17 protein-coding genes and 1 pseudogene are annotated in these 23,064 nt (G+C 70.3%); 6 read left to right on the top strand and 12 right to left on the bottom strand.

The genetic code is table 11. From position 1 onward, the window contains the following. Positions 1 to 154 precede the first annotated feature (154 nt). Complete coding sequence (locus tag H305_RS0115680; RefSeq protein WP_028801208.1) at positions 155 to 724, top strand: TIGR03086 family metal-binding protein; 570 nt, start codon at positions 155 to 157, stop codon at positions 722 to 724. Between the two features lie 120 nt (positions 725 to 844). On the opposite strand, the gene H305_RS0115675 is transcribed toward H305_RS0115680, so the two are convergent. The 4 genes from H305_RS0115675 to H305_RS0115660 all read right to left on the bottom strand — a co-directional run bounded on the left by H305_RS0115675 (position 845) and on the right by H305_RS0115660 (position 6,253). After that, positions 845 to 3,154, bottom strand: coding sequence for an FdhF/YdeP family oxidoreductase (locus H305_RS0115675; RefSeq protein ID WP_028801207.1), 2,310 nt, complete (start codon positions 3,152 to 3,154; stop codon positions 845 to 847). A 37-nt stretch (positions 3,155 to 3,191) separates the two neighbouring features. Continuing rightward, positions 3,192 to 3,710 (bottom strand): SRPBCC family protein, encoded by a 519-nt coding sequence (locus H305_RS0115670; protein ID WP_028801206.1) that lies wholly within the window; start codon positions 3,708 to 3,710, stop codon positions 3,192 to 3,194. A gap of 720 nt (positions 3,711 to 4,430) precedes the next feature. Continuing rightward, positions 4,431 to 4,673 (bottom strand): DUF5302 domain-containing protein, encoded by a 243-nt coding sequence (locus H305_RS0115665; RefSeq protein ID WP_028801205.1) that lies wholly within the window; start codon positions 4,671 to 4,673, stop codon positions 4,431 to 4,433. 569 nt (positions 4,674 to 5,242) lie between these two features. Further along, positions 5,243 to 6,253, bottom strand: a complete 1,011-nt coding sequence (locus H305_RS0115660; RefSeq protein ID WP_028801204.1) for an NADP-dependent oxidoreductase — start codon at positions 6,251 to 6,253, stop codon at positions 5,243 to 5,245. Positions 6,254 to 6,449: 196 nt separating this feature from the next. Here H305_RS0115660 and H305_RS56385 point away from each other — a divergent pair. Next, positions 6,450 to 6,905, top strand: a pseudogene (locus tag H305_RS56385) (hypothetical protein); the annotation flags it as partial. Here H305_RS56385 and H305_RS49395 read toward each other — a convergent pair. Both H305_RS49395 and H305_RS0115650 read right to left on the bottom strand, forming a co-directional pair. Next, entirely contained in the window at positions 6,849 to 7,523 is a 675-nt protein-coding gene (locus H305_RS49395; RefSeq protein ID WP_051370612.1) for a hypothetical protein, read from the bottom strand. The pseudogene H305_RS56385 and the gene H305_RS49395 overlap by 57 nt on opposite strands. Before the next feature lie 600 nt (positions 7,524 to 8,123). Continuing rightward, a complete protein-coding gene (locus H305_RS0115650; protein ID WP_028801203.1) occupies positions 8,124 to 8,717 on the bottom strand; it encodes a TetR/AcrR family transcriptional regulator in 594 nt (197 codons plus the stop codon). 627 nt (positions 8,718 to 9,344) lie between these two features. Between H305_RS0115650 and H305_RS0115645 the strand changes: the two genes are divergently transcribed. Continuing rightward, positions 9,345 to 9,830, top strand: a complete 486-nt coding sequence (locus tag H305_RS0115645; RefSeq protein WP_158690536.1) for a hemerythrin domain-containing protein — start codon at positions 9,345 to 9,347, stop codon at positions 9,828 to 9,830. Positions 9,831 to 10,054: 224 nt separating this feature from the next. Here the strand turns inward: H305_RS0115645 and ftsH are convergent, their stop codons facing one another. The 4 genes from ftsH to H305_RS0115625 all read right to left on the bottom strand — a co-directional run bounded on the left by ftsH (position 10,055) and on the right by H305_RS0115625 (position 16,987). After that, positions 10,055 to 11,938, bottom strand: a complete 1,884-nt coding sequence (gene ftsH, locus H305_RS46055; RefSeq protein ID WP_078629070.1) for an ATP-dependent zinc metalloprotease FtsH — start codon at positions 11,936 to 11,938, stop codon at positions 10,055 to 10,057. A gap of 608 nt (positions 11,939 to 12,546) precedes the next feature. After that, positions 12,547 to 14,046: an AAA family ATPase gene (locus H305_RS0115635; RefSeq protein ID WP_028801201.1), complete on the bottom strand. Its 1,500-nt coding sequence runs from the start codon at positions 14,044 to 14,046 to the stop codon at positions 12,547 to 12,549. 500 nt (positions 14,047 to 14,546) lie between these two features. Further along, on the bottom strand, positions 14,547 to 15,878 hold the full coding sequence (locus tag H305_RS0115630; protein ID WP_028801200.1) for a phosphoribosyltransferase family protein: 1,332 nt from the start codon (positions 15,876 to 15,878) through the stop codon (positions 14,547 to 14,549). An 881-nt stretch (positions 15,879 to 16,759) separates the two neighbouring features. Beyond that, the gene (locus H305_RS0115625; protein WP_028801199.1) at positions 16,760 to 16,987 is read right to left on the bottom strand and encodes a DUF1918 domain-containing protein; all 228 of its coding nucleotides are present in this window, start codon (positions 16,985 to 16,987) and stop codon (positions 16,760 to 16,762) included. A gap of 280 nt (positions 16,988 to 17,267) precedes the next feature. Between H305_RS0115625 and H305_RS0115620 the strand changes: the two genes are divergently transcribed. Further along, positions 17,268 to 18,368 carry a hypothetical protein gene (locus H305_RS0115620; protein WP_028801198.1) on the top strand — a complete coding sequence of 367 codons (1,101 nt, stop codon included), beginning with the start codon at positions 17,268 to 17,270 and terminating at the stop codon, positions 18,366 to 18,368. A 67-nt stretch (positions 18,369 to 18,435) separates the two neighbouring features. Here H305_RS0115620 and H305_RS0115615 read toward each other — a convergent pair whose 3' ends face one another. Beyond that, a complete protein-coding gene (locus H305_RS0115615) occupies positions 18,436 to 18,732 on the bottom strand; it encodes a hypothetical protein (protein ID WP_028801197.1) in 297 nt (98 codons plus the stop codon). Between the two features lie 169 nt (positions 18,733 to 18,901). Here H305_RS0115615 and H305_RS0115610 point away from each other — a divergent pair, with 169 nt between their 5' ends. Together H305_RS0115610 and H305_RS0115600 are read left to right on the top strand one after the other, a co-directional pair. Beyond that, positions 18,902 to 19,183 carry a hypothetical protein gene (locus H305_RS0115610; protein WP_028801196.1) on the top strand — a complete coding sequence of 94 codons (282 nt, stop codon included), beginning with the start codon at positions 18,902 to 18,904 and terminating at the stop codon, positions 19,181 to 19,183. A gap of 574 nt (positions 19,184 to 19,757) precedes the next feature. Then, on the top strand, positions 19,758 to 22,523 hold the full coding sequence (locus H305_RS0115600; protein ID WP_028801195.1) for a cation-translocating P-type ATPase: 2,766 nt from the start codon (positions 19,758 to 19,760) through the stop codon (positions 22,521 to 22,523). 74 nt (positions 22,524 to 22,597) lie between these two features. Here H305_RS0115600 and H305_RS0115595 read toward each other — a convergent pair whose 3' ends face one another. Continuing rightward, entirely contained in the window at positions 22,598 to 23,017 is a 420-nt protein-coding gene (locus H305_RS0115595; protein WP_158690535.1) for an avidin/streptavidin family protein, read from the bottom strand. Positions 23,018 to 23,064 lie beyond the last annotated feature (47 nt).

Raw genomic sequence — 23,064 nt, 5'->3', positions numbered from 1 at the left:
CTCTGAGCAAGCGGTGGACGGCACCGCTCGTGAAAGCCCGAGGTTGGTGAGCCATCGATGCTGAGCCATCGCGCGGTCGCCCGATTCGGCAGGGCTCTTCGCATCGAAGCAAATCCCGTGGGCAGCCTGACAGTTGACGCCGTAGTCTCCCCGGATGACTACCGTTTCCGTCGAAGATCTCGCACGTGCATGCACCTCTGTCGGCGACCTGCTCGCCGAGGTACGGCCCGAGCAGTGGAAGGAGCCTACGCCGTGCACGGAATGGACCATGCGCGAGGTGGTGGCCCACCTGGTCGGTATGGACCTGGTGTTCGCGGCCATGATCGAGGGCGGCCCGATGCCCGAACGCGGAGTAGACCGCCTCGGTGACGACCCGGTCGGCGCCCACCGGTCCTCCAGTGCTTCACTGCTGGCAGCCTTCTCCACCCCTGGGGTGCTCGCGCGGAGTTATAGCGGCCCCTTGGGGAGCGCCACGGGCGCCGAGCGCTTGCAGATCCGCCTGTACGATCTGCTCGCTCACGGATGGGACCTCGCCCAGGCCCTCCAAATCCCTGCCCGGTTGCCCGAAGACCTTGCCGAGCAGGCCCTGGCGTTCGCTCAGGCCCAACTCTCCACCCAGTCCCGAACGGGACGATTCGCCGAGCCGCGACCCGTCGAGGAGACCGCTCCAGCCATTGACCGCCTTGCCGCGTTTCTCGGCCGCCCGGTCCCACCGCAGCTGTGAGACCGATCGAGTGCAACTGACCGCCGCCCGCGGCTCGTGCCGGTCGGCCGGCTGACGGCGACGAGCCGGCCATCACCCGGCCGGCTCCTGCGCCACCGGGCCCGGGGCGGCGCAGCGTCATCACGGTGAGGCGTCCACACGTGTGCCCGTTGGCTCCAGTCGGACGACGATGCCCTTCGAGGTCGGCTGGTTGCTTGCCTCGGCCACGCTCTCCAGCGGCACCAGAACCTGGGTCTCGGGGTAGTACGCCGCGGCACAGCCCAGCGAGGTCGGATAGGGGACCACCACGAAGCCCTCCGCGCGACGCTCCACGTCGTCGCCCCATACGCTCACCAGGTCAACCGACTGTCCTTCGCGAAGACCGAGTTCGGTGAGGTCCGCGGGGTTGACCAGCACGACACGACGGCTGCCTTGGATGCCCCGGTAGCGGTCGTTGTTGGTGTAGGGGATGGTGTTCCACTGGTCGTGGGAGCGCAGGGTCTGCAGCAGCAGGTGCCCGTCGGGGGCCTGCGGCATGGCCCAGGCGTTGCAGGTGAACATGGCCTTGCCGGTGGCGGTGGCGAAGACGCCCTCGTTGACCGGGTTGGGCAGTCTGATGCCGCCCGGTCGGACCACGCGCCGGTTGAAGTCGTGCAGTCCCGGCACGACGTGCGCGATCCGGTGGCGGATCGTTCCGTAGTCGGTCTCGAACTGCTTCCAGGGGATGTCGGCCTTGCCGTCGAGCGTGTGACGTGCGAGCCGGCACAGGATGGCGATCTCGCTGAGCAGCAGTTTGGAGGCCGGCTCCAGGCGCCCTTGGGAGGTGTGCACCTCGCTCATCGAGTTCTCGACGGTGACGAACTGCTCGCCGCACGGCTGGACGTCCCGTTCGGTGCGGCCGAGGGTCGGCAGGATGAGTGCCGTTCGGCCGCAGACCGTGTGGGACCTGTTGAGCTTGGTGGAGATGTGGGCGGTGAGGCGGCATCGCCGCATGGCCTCCTCGGTGACCGCGCTGTCGGGCGCGGCCCTGACGAAGTTGCCGGCGAGGGCGAGGAAGACCTTGATGCGCCCCTCTTGCATGGCTTTGATCGAGTTCACGGAGTCCAGACCGTGGGCGCGTGGCGGGTCGAAGCCGAACACCTGCTGCAGTGCGTCCAGGAACGAGTCCGGCATCTGCTCCCAGATGCCCATGGTCCGGTCGCCCTGCACATTGCTGTGCCCGCGTACCGGGCAGGCGCCGGCTCCGGGCCTGCCCAGGTTGCCGCGCAGCATCAGGAAGTTGACGATCTCCCGGACGGTGGGGACGGCGTGTCGATGTTGGGTCACTCCCATGGCCCAGCAGACAATGACGCGTTCGTTGTGCAGGACGTCGTCCCGTACGTCCTCGATCTCTTCACGCGTGAGTCCCGTCGCGAGAAGGATCTTCTCCCAGTCGATGCCGCGGGCGTGCCGGGAGAAGTCCTCGAAGCCGCTGGTGCTGGTGCGGATGAAGTCGTGATCGAGCACGCTGCCGGGCCGGTCGTCCTCAGCCTCCAGCAACAGTCTGTTGAGTCCCTGGAACAGTGCGAGGTCACCGCCGCCGCGGATGTGGAGGAATCGGTCGGCGATCTGGGTGCCGTGTCCGACGACCCCGCCGGGCCGCTGCGGGTTCTTGAACCGCAGCAGCCCGGCTTCCGGCAGCGTGTTCACTGCGATGATGCGGGCACCGTTGCGCTTGGCCTCCTCCAGGGCGGAGAGCTGGCGCGGATGATTGGTTCCCGGATTCTGCCCCACCAGGAAGATCAGGTCGGCGTGGTGCAGGTCGTCCAGGCTCACCGTTCCCTTGCCCGTGCCAAGGGTCTCGTGCAGCGCTGTGCCGCTGGACTCGTGGCACATGTTGCTGCAGTCGGGCAGGTTGTTGGTGCCGAACGCGCGGGCGAAGAGCTGCAGGACGAAGGCCGCCTCGTTGCTGGCCCGGCCCGAGGTGTAGAAAACCGCCTCGTCGGGCGAGGCCAGCGACTTCAGCTCAGCGGCGATCAGGCCGAAGGCGTCGCGCCAGCTGATCGGTTCGTAGTGGTCCGACTCCGCGCGTTTGACCATCGGCTCGGTGAGCCGGCCCTGCTGGTTCAGCCAAAGATCCGATTGCCGTCCCAGCTCGGAGACCGGATGCCGCCGGAAGAAGTCGGCGGTGATGCGGCGCGTCGTGGCCTCGTCGTTGATGTGCTTGGCACCGTTCTCGCAGTACTCGTTGCGGTGCCTGTGGCCGGGAGCGGGATCCGCCCAGGCGCAGCCGGGGCAGTCGATCCCGTCCACCTGGTTCATGGTCAGCAGCGTCACCCCGGTCCGCTTCAGTGACGTCTCTTCAAGGGAGTACTCCAGCGCGTGCTTCACCGCGGGCACTCCCGCGGCCCACGTCTTGGGCGCAGTCACGCTGAGCGCGTCATCGGGCTCATCTCGCGGGGCCTTCTTCATGAGGTGCTGTCTCTCGCTCTCTCGTACGCGAAAACTCTTACCCGACCGGCCAGCGTGGGACCCGGCTCCGTGGAGGTTCCGGCTCCACCGGCTGTACGTGTCCGTTGTGAATGGATGCCCGCCAGGCCCCGCTCTCCTCGCCCACGCCCTCTATGTACTCCTTGAAGTTGCGCAGTTCGGCCCGGACGACACGGCGGGTGACTCCGACAGCATTCGTGACGGTGTCCGCGAGCCCGGGCCGCGTCGTCTCGATCCACACGGTCAGCTCGGTGCGATCCGCTGCCACGGAGCGGAACGACACCTTGCCCCGGTGACAGGGGCTGCGTTCCAGGCTCTGCCAGACGAGATGCGAATCCGGCTGCTGCTCCACGATCTCCGCCTTGAATTCCCTGTGCATCGGGCCGAGCCCGATGACCCAGTGGCTGACCACGGGATTGATCTGCTCGACCCTCTTCACCACGGACATGAAACGCGGAAAGCTCTTGAACTGGGTCCACTGGTTGTACGCGGTACGCACCGGGACCGCGATCTCGATGACTTCTTCGACGGCTGGCATGGCCCACCTTCTCCAGGCGCTGCTTTCCCCAGTGTCACCGCCCGGCCGGAACGTCGCCATGTGGGTGTGCGCGGGGCGCTCAGGGCCCGCTCGGGGCTTCCGCGTCGCTTCCCGCGCGCGTGAGCCTCGAAGCAGCGGTTCAAGACGGCGACGCGGCCGCGGGCGGGACGGCCGGGGCGAGGGCTCGGTATGACTTCAGGTCCCCGCGATCGCGGCGGGCCACCCTTTCGGCGAGGCAGTCGACGACAGGGCTGTCAGCGAGCGTCTCGTCAGCGCCTCACCTGCCGTCGGCGGCACCCCGGGGGTGTATCCCCCCTCGGCCAATCAATGACAGCCTCAAGGCTTGCCGGCGCGGCCAGACTGCCGCTCCCCTACTTCACCAGCCTGCTCACCCCCAGGCGCCTCCCCAGGCGATCTCGGCCTGTTGCGGCACTCTCGACCACCATGCTGCGGGCGGGTGTCGTACGGGCGCAGGTGCACCGGGTCGGCCATGGCACGCCGGTGCGGCGCACACCAGCGGGGGCCACCTTCGCGGGGGACGTGCGATCGTCACCCGCTCGGCCAGGGCACGGGGCGGGCCGAGCACGGCAGGCTGAGAAGACCGACAACGTTCCGGTGCCGGTGAGTTGGGATTGCGCTCCCCTCTCACCGGCACCAGAACAATGGCGCGGCCCCTAGCTCGTCACCCGATCAGCGGCCACGCTGCAAGAGCTCATCGGCTCAGCCGCCGCTCTTGCGCCGGAACGACCGCTGGTTCGCAGCCGGGCCGTGCGCCCCACGCACCTTCGACGCGTTGGGGTTGGCAGCAAGGTCAGCGGTGTCCGCCTGAGCGGCGCGCTTGCGCGCCAGGGCTTCCCGGAACTTGCGTTTCAGGTCGTACTGGCCGTCACTGTCGGGCACGAGGCCGGACGTCTCGGTGTCAGCCGGCTCCGAACCTTCTGGTGCTGCAGACTCTGCGGTCATCGTGACCTCCTGGGTTCGGGCAGTGGGAGGGACAGCTTGTCATGCCGGGCGCCGGCGACATCACCGGCTGTCGTCGGCCGCGGCCGACACGCACGCGTGTCCGACGTAGGAAGGCACCAGGGAACGGCCGCGAAACGCCCCTACGGCATGCCGTGCGTGAGAACCAGGCCACGGCCCCGTACCTCCTCCACGTTCGCGCTGCAGCGGCGCCGGTCGGGCGTGCACGGCGACAGCACTCACCCCGCGTGCAAGGGGAGGACGGAGCGCAGGTCATGCATGAGGGGGCGCGCCGCGTTGCGGCCGGCCGCCGCACCGTCAGGACGCCGGACCGGCGGCGACGGTGACGTGCCGGCCGGTGACATGTGCGGCGGCCCCTCCGGCATCAGGAATGCAGCCCCCCGATGCTCTCTGGCGGCGAACCGAGCCGACCGTAAGGGGGCCTGGTTCGCCGCAGCGAGCATCGCGGCCACCTGGCCTTCCGGCCGCGGGACGCGTCCCACACTCTCTGCATGGGCATATCGTCGGCCGCCGGTGCCTCGTGGAGGGGCGCCGGGGACAGGGCCCCGTCCCTAGGCGAGGGTGAGGACGATCTTGCCTTGGATGTGCCCGCGGGCGGCGCGTTCGTGCGCGGCCCGGGCGTCCGCGAGCGCGAACGTGCTGTCGATCTGGACGCGGACCGTGCCCGCGTCGAGCAGGCGTCCCAGTTCGGCGAGCTGCGCGCCGTCCGAGCGGACCTGCGTGCCCGTGACCGTGACGCCCAGCTTCGCGGTCTCTTCCTCGTCGAATTCGCCGAAGAACACCGGGAACAGCGCGCCGCCGCGCTTGAGGGTGCGCAGGAAGCGACTGCTGTGGGGTCCGCCGACGGCGTCGAGGACGAGGTCGATGTCGTGCACGAGTTCCTCGGGACGGTTCCGGGTGTAGTCGATGAACTGGTCGGCGCCGAGCGAGCGCAGGAACGATTCGTGCGCGCCCGATGCCACCGCGATGACCTGCGCGCCCTTCCACTTGGCCAACTGGAGCGCGAAGTGGCCGACGCCGCCTGCGGCGCCGTTGACGAGCACCGTCGTGCCGGCGCCGAGTGCCGTCGGACGGTGCTGCGCCGCCTGGAACGGCGAGGGGTGGTCGTGGCCGAGCTCGATCAGGAACTGCCATGCGGTGAGTCCGGCCATGGGCGCCCCGGCGGCGTGCACGTGGTCGATGCCGGCCGGCTTGCGTGCGAGGTCCGATGCAGGCGCGGCCACGTACTCGGCGTAGGTGCTGCCCTCGAAGCTGGGAAAGCGCAGGAGGCCGAAGACTTCGTCACCGACCGAGAGGCCCTCGACATCGGCGGCGACGGCCTCGACGACGCCCGAGAGGTCCGTGCCCGGGATCACGGGCAGGCTGAACTTCGGCCTGGTCTCGGGAGGCAGGTTGGTCAGCCCGTCGCGCAGGTACCAGTCCGGCGGATTGACGCCGACCGCGTGCACGCGCACGAGCACCTCGCCCGGCCCCGGCTCCGGGACCGGCACCTCGTCGTAACGCAGTACCTCAGGGCCGCCGTGCTCGTGCACCCGGATGGCCCTCATGGTGTGTGTCGGCATCGTGTTCTCCTGCCCGCGCCTACGGGGATAGGTCTGTTCGAATCAGCGGCCCACATAACTGGACCACTGATCCGAATATATGGACCAGTGATCCGGATAGTCAAGGAGAGACAGACGCGCGGCCTCCGGGAAACCGCGACGAAGGCGCAGGCGCGCCGGCCGATCACACCCTGGCCGGCCCACACGGCCCGACTGGCCTGCCGGCGCCAACAGGACGCCGCCGATCGAGGCCCAGCACGACTCTCAGGACCACGGGGCATGCGATGAACGATCGATGGAACATGTCCGTCCACCCGAGGACGACGAACCCATGGACGCCAACTGGCGCGTGCCCAGAGCCCCGCGATCCGGGGCCGGGCCCGCCCTCGCGCGGCTCGATTCAGCCGGCCCGGGCCGCCTTGGCGCGCCCGGAGCCGGTCCACTCCCCCGCGCGTGCGGGGCGAGTCCGCCGGCCTGGGCGGCGACACTCTCGGCTACGGGCGCGAGATTGACACTCCCCGCGCCGAGCAGCGCCCCACGCGTCGAGAAGGGTGACTCAGCAGCGCCGCGAGCCCGACATCGGTCATGCGGCCCGGCTGCCGGAGTTCAGGGCGCCTCAACCCTCCTGCCGTCGTGCTTCGTCACTGGGAAAGCGCGGCCGGTAGTTACGTGAAACCTCGTGCACCTTGCGCAGGCCGAGGAACCCGAGGACGACCACGGTCAGCACGGCCGCGGCGCAGGCGACCAGGGTCCGCAGGGTGTCCCCGGCGCCTGCGGCCTCACAGACCACCGCGGCCAGCACGCCGGTGACGACGGAGTTGATGACGCAGACGACAACAGGTGAGCCGGACAGCCAGTGCGTCACCCCGATCCGGCGGCGGAAGCTGTAGGTCGTCCAGATCCCCGGCGGGTCGTCGTGGTGGCTCGCGATGAAGTACGGCTCGAGCTCCGGTGCGAGCTCGACGTACGCGTGCCGCAGCCGGTTCATGCCGATGATCAGCCAGGTGTCCTCGATGTCCGCCTCGATCAGCCGGAAATACGTGCCGAACCCGACGAGCAGGACGACCGGCAGCACCAGCAACGCGAACGTCGTGAACCCTGACCCGAACCCGGTCGCGTTGGCCACCAGCGAGAGCGCCACCACCGCGGCCGACAGCACCGTCAGATACGTCCCGGTCCGGCTGAAGATCTCCTGCCACGTCATGCTCCGCGTCGCCAGCAGACTCCAGTGCTCGGTCGCCAGAAACTGGGCATGCGGCGTCCCGGCGTCAACACCCTTGAGCTCCCTCATCCCCCGAGTGTGACCTCAATCGCCCACAAGTCCGGAAGGGCCCGCCGGTGGCTTACGCGGTGAGTTCGACCAATGAGCCCGCCGCAGGGGAGGACATGGCTCGAGATTCCCCCGCTCAGCACCGCGGCCCCCGCCGCATGCCTGAGCCCGATCCGCCGGCCCTGCGCCTTTGCCGACGCATGCGCCGGAGCACGGCCTGCTTCACCACATCCGGTCGAAGTACCAGTGCACCGGACGGAGGTGCCGCGGGCCCTGCACGATCCGACAAGGGCGACGGCGGCCAGAGCCGACCGTCAGGAGCGGCCAGGAGCGTGAGGGGCCAACCCACCTGCGCCTTCGCCGACTGCTTCAGCACGGTCCCCACCGGCGGCACGACGCCACCCGCCGCGAGCCACCCTCGCACGGACGGGCTACGCCCGCGCGTACGAGGAGTTCGCGGCTGCCGGAACCTACCTCTTCAGGATCCGGCAGCCCGGTCGCGGGCCGCTCCCGCCGAGCGTGCGGCCCGATGCCGCCGACCCGGGCCGCCTCGGCGAACCCGGCGTCGGCCTGCTCCCGCCGAGCGCGTGGGCAGTTCACCGGTCCACGTGCACGACGATGTCAGCCACGGGCGTCAGGGCGGCGCTTCCCTTCGGCAGCGCTGCTCGCCGTGCCGGTCAGGAGCGCGCCGGCGACGACGTCGAAGAGGTGACCGGCGCGGGGCGCGAGCGAGCGCTGGTCGCCGAGCCAGGCGAGCGCCTCCACCAGTGCGAACAGATCGTCGCCGTCGATGTCGGTCCGCGCCACGCCCGCGGCCTGAGCCCGGACCAAAAGCCGCGCACCGGCCGCGCGCAGCGTGACGCACGAAGCGTGGAGCGCGGAGTCGGGGTCCGCAATGGCGGCCGCCATCAGCACGACCGCACCCCGGTACTCGGTCGTCCACCCGACGCAGTCACGCAGCCACGAAACAAGGGCATCGCCGGGCGAATCGTCCGTCTCGAGGGCGTCCGCCTTCGCGGTCAGTTCGCCGAAACTCGTGTGGAGCAGGGCATCGAGCAGCGCCTCGCGCGTCGAGAAGTGCCGCAGCAGCGTCGCGAGCCCGACATCGGCCCTGCGCGCGATGTCGCGCAGCGACGCGTCGACACCCTGCTCGGCGATGGCGACGCCCGCTACGGCGAGCAGGTGGTCACGGTTCTTTCTGGCGTCGGCCCGCACCTGTCCCCCGACTTTCCGGATCAGTGGTCCATGTATTCGGATCCGTGGTCCGGTTAGGTGGACCGCTGATCCGGATAAGCGTATCCCGCACCAGCGACGTCAAACAAACCCCACACCACCGACGTCACGCAACAAGGCCCCCGTGATCTGCTCCGGGCGGCTGCCCGGCCGGTGCGGGCCTGCGGCGGCGGGTCGACGGGAGGAGTCCCCTTGCGCTCTCCCGGCCGTCCGGTGCCGGTCCTCGCCCCGGATGGCGGGAGCCGCCGGCCGTCACCGTCCGGGGCGGGCACGGCCCGTTGCGGCCCCTCGGGCGGTGGCTTGGTGGCCTGCGAGTGGTCAGCGGCCGGAGAGGCGCCGGGTGACTTCGGTGCGGCGGCCCCGGCGTCCTCCGGCGGCGGGAAGCCGGGCACGAAGACGGCGACATCTTTCGAAGGCCAGGCATCGTCTCGCGCGCGCGGGGCTGGTCCCGGCCAGCCCACCCTTGATGACGCCTCGGTGAGGCCTTTGCACCATCGACCCGCTACGCCAGTCCTGTCAGGTCGCGAGCGGCCTCTGAGGGCTGGACCATGGATGCGGTCCGGGGCGTCCTGCACGAATTCACTGGTCCGTGAGGAGGAGATGGTGAACATGCTGACCCAGCAGCTGCACGACGAGCACGCACACCTGTTGCCACACGTCGAAGCACTGCGCACGACTGCCGATACCGTGGGCCACTCGACGACGGAGGCGCTCTGCTCCGCGCTCGCCGACGTCCAGATGTTCTTGACCGATCACCTCATCCCGCACGCCGAAGCCGAGGACCGGGTGCTGTACCCGGTGATCGGGCGGGTGATGGGAGCCGCCGAGGCGACCGCGACGATGTCCAGGGACCATGTCGAAGTCGGCCGGCTCGCCCGCGAGCTGGGCACGCTGCGTGAGGTGGTGGACCGGGAAGGACTCAGCGACGAGCGGCAGGTCGCACTACGACGCGTCCTCTACGGGCTGTACACACTGGTCAAGGTGCACTTCGCGAAAGAAGAGGAGATCTACCTGCCGCTGCTCGAAGAGCGGCTTCCCGCGTCAGAGGCGGAGAAACTCCTCACCGATCTGGCGCATTCCAGCCACCGTCAGTAAGCCCATGCGGTCCACCCGCCGGTACTTTGCTGCGGCGTCCGACACAGCAACATGCCCTCCGGCAGCTCCACTGAAGCGGCGCCGACAAGGGTGCCGGCGATGCGGCAGAGCTGGCCGAGGATGCCGATGGTGACGCGTCGGAGCCGGGCAAAGGTGTGTCCGAGCTGGTGGAGGTCTTCGGTTCTGGCTCATGGCCCCGGTCGGAGGCGGCGCTCTGCTGACGATCAGCGAGGCTGAGTGTGAACTCCTGGCTCCGGACGGTCAGGGGACAGTGACGCGTTGACGGCGTGGTCATCGCCTTTCCCGTGCGCCTGGCTGCGTTCCTGGCGCAGGACGTCAAGGACGACGGAGCCGTCGACGGTCTCGTGGATGACCAGCTGTCCGGCCAGGTGTTCCAGGGCGGTCCGGTGATCGCGCAACAGGGTGATCGCGCGCTGTTCGGCCTGGCGGAGCAGGCGCGCGACCTCCTCGTCGACGACGCGCTGGGTCTGCTCCGAGTACGCCGGCCGGCTGAGCTCCTCGGTGGTCTCACCAAGGTAGTGCGGGTGGGACGAGGCGTAGCCGATCGGGCCCAGTTCGGGAGAGAGACCGAACTCGCGGACCATACGGGTGGCGATCTGGGTGGCTCCGGCCAGGTCGTTGGCCGCTCCTGTCGATCCCTCACCGAATGCCAAGAGCTCGGCCGCGCGACCGCCCAGGCGCACCGCCAGCAGGTCGGTGAGATAACTCTCGCTGTACAAATGGCGTTCCGCTTCGGGGAGTTGCTCGGTGACGCCGAGGGTGACGCCGGCGGGCAGGATGGTGACCTTCGCCACCGGGTCGGCGTGCTCGCACAGTGCCGCGACCAGGGCGTGGCCTGACTCGTGGACGGCCACCGAGCGGCGTTCCTCGGGCAGCAGCGCGTTGGAGGACTCCCGGCGTCCCAGCAGCACACGATCGCGGGCGGCGTCCAGGTCGTGCGGCTCGATCCGGGTGCGGTCGTTTCGCACAGCGTTGATGGCGCCCTCGTTGACCAGGTTGGCGAGATCCGCGCCGGAGAACCCGGGTGTGGCACGCGCCACGGCATCCATGTCGACGTCCGGAGCCAGGTTCTTGTCCCGGGCGTGGACGGCGAGGATCGCGGCCCGCTCGGCCTGGTTGGGCAGGGGCACGGTGACCTGGCGGTCGAAGCGTCCGGGGCGTAGCAGGGCCGGGTCGAGGGCGTCGGGCCGGTTGGTGGCGGCGAGGACGACGATGCCGCTGGACTGGTCGAAGCCGTCCATCTCGGAGAGCAGCTGGTTGAGGGTCTGCTCGCGTTCGTCGTTGCCGCCCAGTGGGGCACCGCCGGCGCGGCGTGCTCCGAGCGCGTCGATCTCGTCGATGAAGACGATCGAGGGGGCGCGTTTGCGGGCCTGATCGAACAGGTCGCGCACCCGGGAGGCGCCGACGCCGACGAACATCTCGACGAACGCGGAGCCGGTCACCGACAGGAACGGTACGTCCGCCTCGCCGGCGACCGCCCGCGCGAAGAGCGTCTTGCCGGTCCCGGGCGGCCCGACCATGATCACGCCACGGGGTCCCTTGGCTCCTGCGGCGGTGTACCGGGCGGGGTTGCGCAGGAAGTCGACGACCTCGCTGATCTCCTGCTTGACCCCGTCATAGCCGGCGATGTCGCCGAACCTGGTGGTGGGCCGCTCCGCCTCGATGATCTTCGCCCGTGAGCGTCCGATGGCGCTCAGTCCGCCGGTCACCGACCCCGCGGCCCGGCGCCCCATCCAGACGAAGAAGCCGATCAGCATCAGGAACGGCAGGAACGAGAAGAGCACGGACAGCCACGCCGAACCGCTGCCGCCGCTCTGGCTGGCGGTGATCTGCACATGGTGCGAGGTCAGCTGCTGCTGCAGCTGGGCCCCGGTGCCCAGCGCGGTGGGGATCTGGGTGGCGAACTTCGTGCCGTCCTTCAGGCTGCCGCTGACGGCGCCCTTGTCGTTGATGTCGACCATCTGTACCTGGCTGGCGCCGACCTTGGTCACGAAGTCGCTGTAGGACAGTGAAGTCGTATGTGGCCCGGACTGGGTGCGCGAGAGCAGCAGCACGATGAGGAACGTCATCAGGGCCCACCAGAGCATCCACCGTCCGCCGAACGGCTGCGGTTGCCGGGGCGGAGGCTTGGGCGGCTCGCGCGGCGGCCCGGGCTTGGCGGGCGGCGTCAGATGCCGGTGCGGCATCCGCACTCGTGTGATCAACGATCCCACGCCCTTCGGTCGGTACTGGACCCGAACCCCGTCTACCAGCCTCAACCCAGCCGTTCCTGAGTGGCAGGGGTCGAAAGGCCCTGATAGGGACTATCCGGTCAGGGCCCGCCCAGGTCGTGCGTGGGCGGCGGCCGTAATCGGCCAGTGGACCGTCACCGCCCCGTTGTCGCGTCAGGCGCCAGGAGTTCGCACCCCGCCACAATGCTCGTCAGAGTATTGCGGTGCTCGGCGGCCTCGCCGTCGTCTTCGCTGCGGGCACGGGGCTCCCGGCACTGAGGGTCAAGCGCCGGTCCTCCCGTATGCCGGTGGGGCCGAGTCCCCTCAGCCCCTCCACGCGTGTGGCGCATCACGGGGTACGTTCTGGCACCGGTCCCCTGGGAGCGTCGGGAGGCACCTGCCCGGGCGGACACGACAAGCCGGGTGCCGGCTGCACCGGATCACCGCCGAGTGTCGCTCGCTTCGCAGCTGCTGCCGCCGCCGGGCTACCTCCCCCGGTACAGCCGGTCGAGGTCGACGAGCACGACATGTCCGCTGGCTTCGGCCGCGCGGAGCGCGGAGGTGAAGCCGACTCCGCTGTAGCAGGCGGGTCGGGTGTGGGTGACGTCCTCACCCTGGGCGGCGAGGAGCTCGAGGAGGTGACGGAGCTGTTCCAGGTGGTGCAGGTCCATGACCTGGTCCCAGCGTGCCACCCCCACGGACAGCAGGGCCGAGGGACGCGTGTCGGTCGGGCCGCGTACGACGACCTCCGCTACCTCCGCCTGTGCATTGGGGCCGGCACTGCGCGCCGGGTCGAGGAGTGAGCCGTGGGCGGCCGTCGCGGGGTGCGCGCCGAAGACGGCCGGGTCGGCGAAGTCCACGACCCAGTCCCGGCAGATCTGGGCGAAATGGGGGCCGACCACCGCGGAGTCGAAGACGGGACGTATGTGCCGCCAGATCTCATCGGCGTCCTGCTGCTCCAGCGCTGAGCGGCAGGTCCAGACGGCCGCATGTTCGAAGGCCAGCAGCGGCTCGGTGATGCGCAGCCGGATCAGGTTCGGGCGGAAGGCGTCGGGCTCGCCGTACAGCAGACCGTTGTCCTGCAGCAGCGCCAGCCAGCGAGCGGCATCGGTGAGCGGAGCGCCGAGGCGCTCCGCGATCTCGCCCTGCGTCGAGCAGCCCGAGGCGACGGCGGCGAGTGCGGAGTGGCACAGGGCACGGTCCCAGTGGTCGGTCTCCTCCTGCAGCAGGTGATGTGCCTCCAGGAACAAGGGAGTCCGGGGGTTGAGCACGGTTCTGCAGACCCAGGCGTCGAAGTCGCCCGGCCCGCCGGGCGCGCGTTCCCCGGCGTAGCCCCAGTAGGCGGGCGTTCCGCCCACGACGGCATGGACCAGCAGGGCGAGGCCGGGGTCGTCGATGTGCCACAGCCGCGCGGCCTGTCGGTAGTCCAGCGGACTTAGGGTGAGTTCCAGGTCGGTCAGCTCGCGCAGCGGTGAGGCCGCGCTGAACAGCCGGTGCATGACCGGCAGGGCGCCGCCGCTCAGCACCAGACGCGCACGGCTGTCGTTGCCCGTCTCGCGCAGACGCCGGTAGGCGCTGTAGATGGCGGAGGGCAGCGAAGGACTCTGTCGCACGAGGTCGGGGAATTCGTCGATGACGATCGGGACAGGCTGCCGGTCTCCCAGCGCGAGCAACGCGTCGACGGCGTCCTCCCAGCCGCGCCAGGGGCTCGGCGGCCGTGTGCCCGTGTACTGGGACAGTTCGTCGGCGAACCGACGAAGGGACTCGGCCTGAGCCGCCGACTGCGCTCCGAAGTAGAAGCCGCCCAGGGCTGCGGAGAGTGCCTTCAGGAGGTACGTCTTGCCCTGCCGCAGCCGTCCCGACACCACGCCGAGGCCGGGACCGGGCCGGGTGTCACCGGCGAACGCGACGAGAGCGTCCCATTCGGCGTCGCGGTCGAAAACCGTCTTCGGCTTCGCGGGACGAGAGACGCCGGACGGCGACACGGCTGCTCCCCTCGCTCGACGGCACTCCTGCCACCAGTACAACGTCGATTGCCGGACACCGCGACATGAGCAGCCACGCACGGACAGGCAGGTCAGGCCCTGATGGCGTCTTCTCCGTCGCCTGCGTCCCCTCAGCCCGTCAGTTCCCGTCCCGCCGTGCCGAAGCGAGACCTCGCTGCAGCGGCCTGCCCTGCGGCAGACGTCCATGGGGGCGTCCATACGATCCGTGCGCGCCGCCGGACCTGATCTGCGATGCACCCGACTTGTCGCGTCCGTCGTCGGCTGCGTTCGCGGGCGCCGAACGAGCCCGCCATTGACGTGCACCGGCCATGCGGTGGCCGCCCGTCCTGCGCGACCATGTCGTCGGCGGCGCAGTCGATCATCGGCCTGACGGTGACGGCTCGGTAAGTCGTTGGGGGATCTGGGCGGTGCCACGGTTCTCGACCTCTCCGCGCAGGGTGACGACGCGCCGTCGTGAACCTGGACCTGTACCCCTGCGTTCAGAATCGGGCCCCGTGGTGTGCCGGGGCCATGTGGTCGGTGAACCAGTCACGGGCGAGGCTGGTGACCTGCTCCAGGGTGCCGGGTTCCTCGAAGAGGTGGGTGGCGCCGGGGACGACAGCGAGCTCGTTCTCGCACCGCAGCCGGGCCTGCGCGTCGCGGTTGAGACCGAGTACGAGTCGGTCGTGGCCACCGACGATGAGCAGCGTGGGGGCGGTCACTGCCGGCAGACGTGGTCCGGCGAGGTCGGGCCTGCCGCCACGCGAGACGACCGCGGCGATCCGGGCCTGCGGCTCGGCGGCGGCCCAGAGCGCTGCGGCAGCGCCGGTGCTGGCGCCGAAGTAGCCGATGGCCAGCCCCTGAGCCTCGGGCTGCCCGCGCAGCCAGCCGGTGGCGTCCGTGAGCCGCCGGGCGAGCAGACCCGTGTCGAAGACGTTGGCCCGGTCCATTTCCTCTTCCTCGGTGAGCAGGTCGAACAGCAGGGTGCCCAGCCCGGCGCGGTTCAGGCCGGCCGCGACGAACCGGTTGCGCGGGCTGTGCCGGCTGCTGCCGCTGCCGTGCGCGAACACCACGATCCCGAGCGCGCCCTCGGGCACCGTCACCTGTCCCCGCAGCACCAGCGGACCCGCGCGCACCTCCGCCTCCCGGTCTTCGGGTGCGACCTCCCCCGGTGGAGCCCGGCGGGCGCTCACCGGGCGGGCGAGCGCCTCCTCCAGGCAGGCGACGACCTCGTCGTCCTCGGTCTGCGAGAAGTCGGCGTAGAACTGCCCGATCGCGTAGAAGTCCCACGGCGTGTGCGGGCACACCAGCTCGTCGGCGTCCGCACCCAGGCGTGCGGTCCAGTCGTGCGGGGCCACGGGCACCGCCAGCACGACCCGTGCGGCCCCGCGAGCGCGGGCGATCCGACAGGCCGCGCGTGCCGTCGAACCGGTGGCGACCCCGTCGTCGACAATCAGTACCGTACGGCCCGCCAGGGCCGCCGGCTCCCGCCTGCCCCGGTAGCGCCGTGCACGGCTTTCGAGCACCTGCCGCTCGCCCGCCTCGACCTCGGCCAACTCGTGCGGGGTGACACGCGCGGCACGCACCACCTCGTCGTTGATCACGCGGACGCCGCCTTCGCCGATGGCCCCCATGCCCAGCTCCGGCCGGAACGGCACCCCCAGTTTGCGTACCAGGCAGACGTCCAGCGGGGCGCCCAGCGCCTTCGCGACCTCAGCGGCGACCGGGACCCCTCCGCGAGGCAGCCCCACCACCACGACGTCGGCACCCTTGAAATGCTTCAGCCGGGAAGCCAGCTGTCGGCCGGCATCCCGACGATCCAGGAAGAACACGATCCGGCCTCCTCGCCCCGGGGGACACGGCAACGCCGTGTGCATGTGCCCCGCACTTCCATCCTCACCCCAGGGGACAACGAATGCGCACCACTGCGGGAGGCACTCCTGGATCCGGGGAGTCCTCTCCCCCCGTTCCCCCGTGCGGACGGTGCAGGGGATCACGGCGTCACTGCCGCGGGACGCGATCGCGGCGTCGCGGTGAACCGCCTGATCACGAAAGGACCGCTCGAAAACCGAGCCCGAGGCGCCAACGCCCTTGCTTTCAGTCGATGACGACAGTCCGTCATCGACTCGATCGGGCTGCCGACCGGGTCTTTGCAACCGACTCCCAGGCGGTCGGCGGGGTGAACCGTGCCCGCCGAGTCCGACGGACTCTCGCAGTGCGTGAAACGGCTGCTGGATCCGCCACCGCTCCCGCCGCACCGGCCCGGGTGCCGGCGGCGGCATGCGGGACACCGACGACACCCATGTCATCGAGGTAGAGCCTCCGGGCTCGAGCACGAGGGCACCGACAGCGAAATCAGCGACCGGGAACTGCGCATCACCAAGGAGCAAGAGGAACTGCGACGCGACAGGCCGATGGAGCCTCGGCGACGGCTCACTGGCCGACGCCGTGCCCGGCACAGTCAGCCGAGCCCCGGCACGCCTGCGGCGGCAGGCCGAGCCGGGGTGTCAGCCGAACAGACGGCGCACCCGGATCGTGTCGATGCGCCTCCAGCCGAGCTTGGGCAGGAGCAACCACCCAAGGTCGTCACTGCGACCCCCGCCGCCGTCCGCCCTCGCGGCGACCGTGCCTCGCACTGCCCGGCGCCGTGGCAGCGTGGCACCGCATACGGGGCGCCGCGCGGAGCCATTCCCGCCCCCTGCGGCGTACCTGGTCACTGCCTCTCCCGGTGCGGCTGCCCGGACGAGGCCTCGTGTGCCGGGTGGGTCGCGACCACGCATCCGGGGCCGGGAAAGATTTCTGTCTCGTGACCGTCTTCGTAGCGCACCCGGTAGGGTGGTTCGCCGTCTTCGCCGAGCACTTTCAGGACGGTGGCATGGTGTTCGGCGGATCCCACGGTTCTGCCGGTGAACCGCAGCACGTCACCTTCATGCGCCTTCATGGCTCACCTCGCTCCCTGTCGTCTTTCCCTGCCTTCATTCAGGATGACTCCGGCGGGTGGCTCGCGCAGAAGGGCCGTTCGGGCACCTCTGGCGGGCTGTCGGGCCCGGGACCAGGTCGGTGCCGGACTCCCCGCGGCTCGTGCGGTGGGCGGGCGCGGCTCGTGGGGCAGGCGCATGCTGGAGGTGGAACAGCCGCGGCACGCCGACCGGAACGTGTCCTGATACGGCGGCATCCCGGGCGTGGTGGCACGTGGCACCGACAGCCCCCTCGGAGTGAGCATGAAACTCGCGTTCCTCGAACCTCTCTACCAGCAGCCCGGTCCTTTCGCGTCCGTCTACCTGGACACGTCCCGCGACGCCGTCGTAGAGGACCCCGATGCCTCCATACAACTGCGCTGGCGGCATCTTCGGGACGCACTGATGTCCGAGGGAGCGGACCGGGACGCCCTCACGGCGGTGGCCGGCGCCGTGGGCAACGACACGGACGTCCCCGGCACCCACGGCCAGGCCGTGTTCACCGCCCACGGACACCTGGCCCTGCTGGACGAGCTGCCCGCACCGCCCGCACGGGACACCGCACACTTCGGAACCCTGCCGGACACCATGCCACTGATCGTCCAGCACGCGCCCGGTATCCCGTACCTGGCGGTGCACGTGCACTACGGCGGCCGTCACTCGACGGACGCCACCGGCACCGTAAGGATCGAGGCCGAGGCGGGCACATGGCCGCTGACCAAGGTCACGTCGGGCCACCGGCTGGACGAGAAGATCCCGGTGGCCGACTGGCCCCGTGCCGCCGGAGAGGTCGGCCGGGAGCTGGAAGGTCACGGACGGCGCATCGACGTCGAGACGGTGGTCGTCGCCGGAGACGTCTGGGCCCGCGGCATCCTCATCCACCGGCTGCCGGCCGCCCTGCGCGCGCAGGTCACCACCGTGAAGGGCGCCGGCGAGTCCGAGCCCGGGCGGGCCCTGATGGAGCATCGCCTTGAAAGGCTCTTCGAAGGGCGCATGGCCGCGCACGACCGCGCCCTGATGGATTCCTTCCTTTCCGAGCGGGCCCACGACGGAGCGTGCGCCGAGGGCCTTGCGCCCTCCGTTTCGGCGCTGCAACGCGGCAGGGTCAAGGCCCTTTTCCTCAACGACCACCCCGAGTCGCCGTTCCGTCTGTGGATCGGCCCGGAGCCCGGCCAACTCGCTCTCGCCGAACAGGAACTACGCTCCTACGGTATTCAAGAGGTCAGCGAGGCACGGGCCGACACGGCACTGGCCCGTGCTGTCGTCGGAACGAGGGCCGAACTGGTCGTGGTGCCAGAGCAGGAGCTGTGGTTGAGCGAGGGTGTGGGCGTGCTGCTGCGCTACGCCGACCCGTCCCGTGCGTGAAGTGGCTTCGGGAAGCGGCCGAACGTCGGTACTCGCTATACGCCGGTACTCGCTGTATGCCGAACCTTCATGGGTATCCCCCGAGCCGGTCGGGCTGCGGAACGATCGCGCCGCCGCCGACCCGCACGGCTTCCACCACCGCTTGGTGCAGGCGCCGGCTGTCCTGGCGAGAAGGGCACGGTACCGGGCTTCCGGTCAGCGTGAACCACTGGGAGGTGCCGCTGTACTGGACCTTGACATCGGCCTGCGTGCCGTCCCAGGTGGTGTGCACGGTCAGCTCCCCGGTGACGATCCCGGTCTCGTCGGTACGGGCGCCTCCCTGCCCCGTGAACACGCCTGTCGTCGTCCATGATGTCTGGGCCATGGCGCCTTCAGCCTTCCTTCGTGAATGCAGGGACTTCTTTTTCCGACAGATCCCGATGCCTCTTCCCACCGGTTCCCGCGTGCCGCAGTTCCGGCGAAGACGCCGCTTTCCGGCTCCGCCTTCGGCGAACCGGGTCAGTGCGCGGACCCTTTCGAGGAACTGGGCGGGGATGACGATGGTGGAGTTCTTCTCCGCGGCGATTTCGGTCGGCGATCTTCCACAGACGGTCCGCCAATTGGATCATGAACAGGATTCCTGGGTTCCGGACATTGCGCGGTTTTCCGAAGCGGAGCACGACACCGCGCTGGTGCCGCCGGACGATCGTGGCTCCGAGGTTCGGCACGGCACCCACCTCCTTGAGGCTCTGGCCTTCATCGTGACCTGGGCGCGTGCGGCAGGGCCCGTGCCATCCGTCCCGTCCGCAGGGGCCGACCTGCCCCGGTGTACCTGATGGCCCCGTCGGGGGCTCGTGCGCCGCGGAGGGAGGAACGAGAGGGGCGAAACGGGTGAGTGGGAAGGGCCACAGCGGCCTTGACCGGCGCGCGGCGGGAAAGCTGGGGCCGTGGCGGAAGGAACCGGGAGGTCGGCGGTGAGCGACGAGGCGGCATCCGCCGGACGGATCGTGGTCGGTGTCGACGAGGCGGAGCAGTCGAAGGCAGTCCTGCGGTGAGCGGTCGCTCAGGCCGAGCTCTCGGGAGGCGCGGTCGAGGCGGTCTTCACCCGGCAGAACCCGTACTACTCGCAGAACCCGTACTACTGGTACGGGTGGAGCCCTTCCGAGGAGGGGCCCTTCGAGCTGGGATCGGTCGGCCGGCGCCTTGTCGAGCACGCACCGTGTCCCGTCGTCGTCATCCGCGGCACCAAGATCCGGTGCACCGGTCTGCGGCCCAGGCCTCTACGTCGAGCAGCGGCTCGCCGTGCGCCCGGTCGCCCCGACCGCATCCTGCCCGGCGGGTTTCCCAGCCCGACGAGATGGGGGCCCGCCCGGCCCACCAGCAGCTGAGGGAAACGGGCGGTGGGGTGAGATGAACGCCGAAGCCGATGGGACCGCGGTGGTGGAGCTCGATCCCGAGGAGCGCCTGGACCTGCTCCTGCGGGATCTGCGCAGCACGCGGAAGGGCCTGTCCTCGCGCGAGGCGGCTCGGCGGCTGGTGCGCTACGGGCCGAACGAGCTGCGGCGGCGTGGCGGCAGACGCTGGCCGGGCGAATTGCTCCGGCAGGCGGTCCACCCACTGGCGCTCCTGCTGTGGGCGGCCGCGCTGCTGGCGTGGTGGGCGGGGATCGCGGCGGTGGCAGTGGCCATCGTGGTGGTGATCGTGGTGAACGCGGCGTTCGCCTTCGTCCAGGAGATGCAGGCCGAACGGGCTGTGGAGACGCTGGCCGCCTACCTGCCGGCGCATGCGACCGTGGTGCGGGACGGGCACGTCCAGCAGGTCGAGGCGGTCACCCTGGTGCCCGGCGACGTGCTGGCGATCGAGGAGGGGGACCGAATCTCGGCCGACGCACGGCTGATCGACGGCGGAATCGAGGTCGATCTGTCGCCGCTGACCGGTGAGGCGATGCCCGCCTACCGTGCGGCCGACCGGGTCGACGTCCATGTCCCGCTGCTGTCGGCGCGCGACCTCGTCTTCAGCGGCACCACGTGCACCGAGGGCGAGGCCAGAGCGGTGGTCTTCGCGACCGGCATGCACACCGAACTCGGGCGTATCGCCGCTCTCTCAGAGCGTGTCGAGCGGGAGATCAGCCCGCTGGAGGCGCAGGTCCGGCGGGTGGCGTGGTTGATCGCGGCGATCGCAGTGATCACGGGCGTGGCGTTCCTGCCACTGGCCATGTTCGCGGCGAAGCTGCCGTTCCACGACGCCGTTGTCTTCGCCGTCGGCCTGCTCGTCGGCAACGTGCCCGAGGGACTGCTGCCGGTGATCACGCTGGCCCTGGCGCTGGGCGTGCGGGAGCTGGTGCGGCGCGGGGCGGTCGTCAAACGCCTCAGCGCGGTGGAGACGCTCGGTTCCACGGACGTGATCTGCACCGACAAGACAGGCACCCTCACCGAGAACCGTATGCAGGTCACCGCCGTGTGGACCGCCTCGGGTCAGCAGGGGCTCGCCGGCACCGACGCCACCGGGGGACCGCCCGAGGACGAGGCGTTGCGTGGTCTCGCCACGGTGGCGGCGTGGTGCAACGACGCACAACTGGCCACTCCCGGCGGCCCGGTAGGTGATCCCACCGAACTCGCACTGCTGACAGCGGCCGCGCGTCTGGGCTGCGGTGTCCTCACCGAGGAGCGGGATGCCGGGCGTCGCCGCCAGTTCCACTTCGACCCCGTGCGCAAACTGATGTCGACGATCGACCAGCGCGACGACGACGGACTCTGGATCGACGTCAAGGGAGCCCCCGAGGCGCTCCTGCCGCTGTGCACCACCATCAGGCAGGCCGACGGCACGGTCGACCCGCTGACCGAGCAACGACGCCGTACGGTCGTCGGCCAGGTGGATGCGTTCGCCCGCCAGGGGCTCCGTGTCCTGGCCGCGGCCGAGCGGCAACTGCCTGCCGGCGCCGGATTGCCGGAGAACCGCGAGGAGGCCGAAGACCGGCTGGTCTTCCTGGGGCTCCTGGCCATGGCCGATCCGCCCCGCCCCGAGGTGGCCGACGCGGTCGCGCGCTGCCACAGTGCCGGCATCCGGATCATCGTGGTCACCGGCGACCACGCCCTGACCGCGACCGCGATCGCAGGCCACGTCGGCATCGGCGGCCCCAAGCCGAAGGTCGTCACCGGCGACGTACTCGACCGCATGCCCGAACAGGAACTCGACCAACTGCTGCGTCACCACCGGGAGCTGATCTTCGCCCGCACCTCCCCGGAGGCCAAGCTGCGGATCGCCGACGCGCTGCGCGCCGAAGGTCACGTCGTGGCGATGACCGGCGACGGCGTCAACGACGCACCCGCCCTGCGTCGGGCCGACATCGGGGTCGCCATGGGCCGCTCCGGCACCGACGTGGCTCGCGAGGCGGCCACGATGGTGCTCACCGACGACAACTTCGCCACCATCGTCGCCGCCGTGCACGCGGGCCGCCGGGTCTACGACAACATCCGCAAGTTCGTCTGCTACATCTTCGCCCACACCACCCCGGAGGTCGCCCCGTTCCTGGTCTTCGCCCTGGCCGGCGGCGCCGTACCGCTGCCGCTGAACGTGCTGCAACTCCTCGCATTCGACGTCGGCACCGAGACCCTTCCCGCCCTCGCCCTGGGCCGGGAGAGGGCCGAGCCCGGACTGATGGACCGCCCGCCACGCCCCCGCTCCGAGGGCGTGATCCGCGGTTCCATGCTGCTGCGCGCCTGGCTGTTCCTCGGCGTCATCTGCGCCGCCCTGGAGCTGACCGGCTTCTTCGCCGTTCTCTGGCACGCCGGCTGGCACCTGGGCGCCCCCACGGGCCCCGGCACGCCGCTGCACCACGCCTACCAGCAGGCAACCACCATGACCTTGCTGGGCATGATCGCCGGTCAGATCGGCACCGCGTTCGCCGCCCGCACCGAGCGCGCCTCGCTGCGCTCCATCGGCGTGTTCACCAACCCCTTGCTGCTGTGGGGCATCGCCTTCGAACTCGCCCTCGCCGCTGTGTTCATCTACGCCCCGCCCCTGCAGACCCTGCTGGGCACGGCCGCCCTCACCCCGCGCATGCTCGCCCTCGTCGTCCCCTTCCCCTTCATCGTCTGGGGCGCCGACGAACTAAGGCGCTGGCTGCTGCGGCGCCGACGGAGTGTCCCGGCGAGGCAGTGGTCCGCGGGCCGGTGACGAGAACGCCGTTCAGCATGCCGGCCCGGACGACGGTGGGACCCGGGGAAGTTCGCACTCGCGGGTGGCGACCTTCAGGACGGCATCGGGTGCGAGACCGGGCGGCCGCTGTGAAGAGCGCGATCCACGTCCTCGCCGGTGGGCTTCTGCCGAGTGAACACATCCTGCCCGACCACGGTGGACTCCCACGCCTCCGCCGTGGCGGAGCGGGTCAGCAGCCAGGTGGTGTAGATGCGGTCCGGGTCGGCAAAGAATTGGCCGCTCCAACTCGTGACGGAGCCCACGTTGCCATGCTGGTTGCGCCAGGCGACCGTCCAACCGACGGCGATGCCGTTTCCCGGGCTCGTCGGCCCGTCATGGCGTCCGGTGAGGAGGTACGTCCCCGGCGTGTGTCCTACGGCGGTGACGTATCTTCCGGTGACGGTACCCTCCGGGTCCGACTCGAGGTTCATTTGCGAACCGAACTCGTTGTACCACTCTCCGTCAAAGGACATGATCTTCTCCCTGCCCGCTCGCACCTGCGGCATCTCGACCGGCACCT

It is taken from the genome of Streptomyces sp. 142MFCol3.1 (genome assembly GCF_000424945.1).
Classification (GTDB): Bacteria; Actinomycetota; Actinomycetes; order Streptomycetales; family Streptomycetaceae; genus Streptomyces; species Streptomyces siamensis.
Note: the sequence above shows the minus strand (reverse complement) of the source record. Positions and strands in the feature narration are given on the sequence as shown.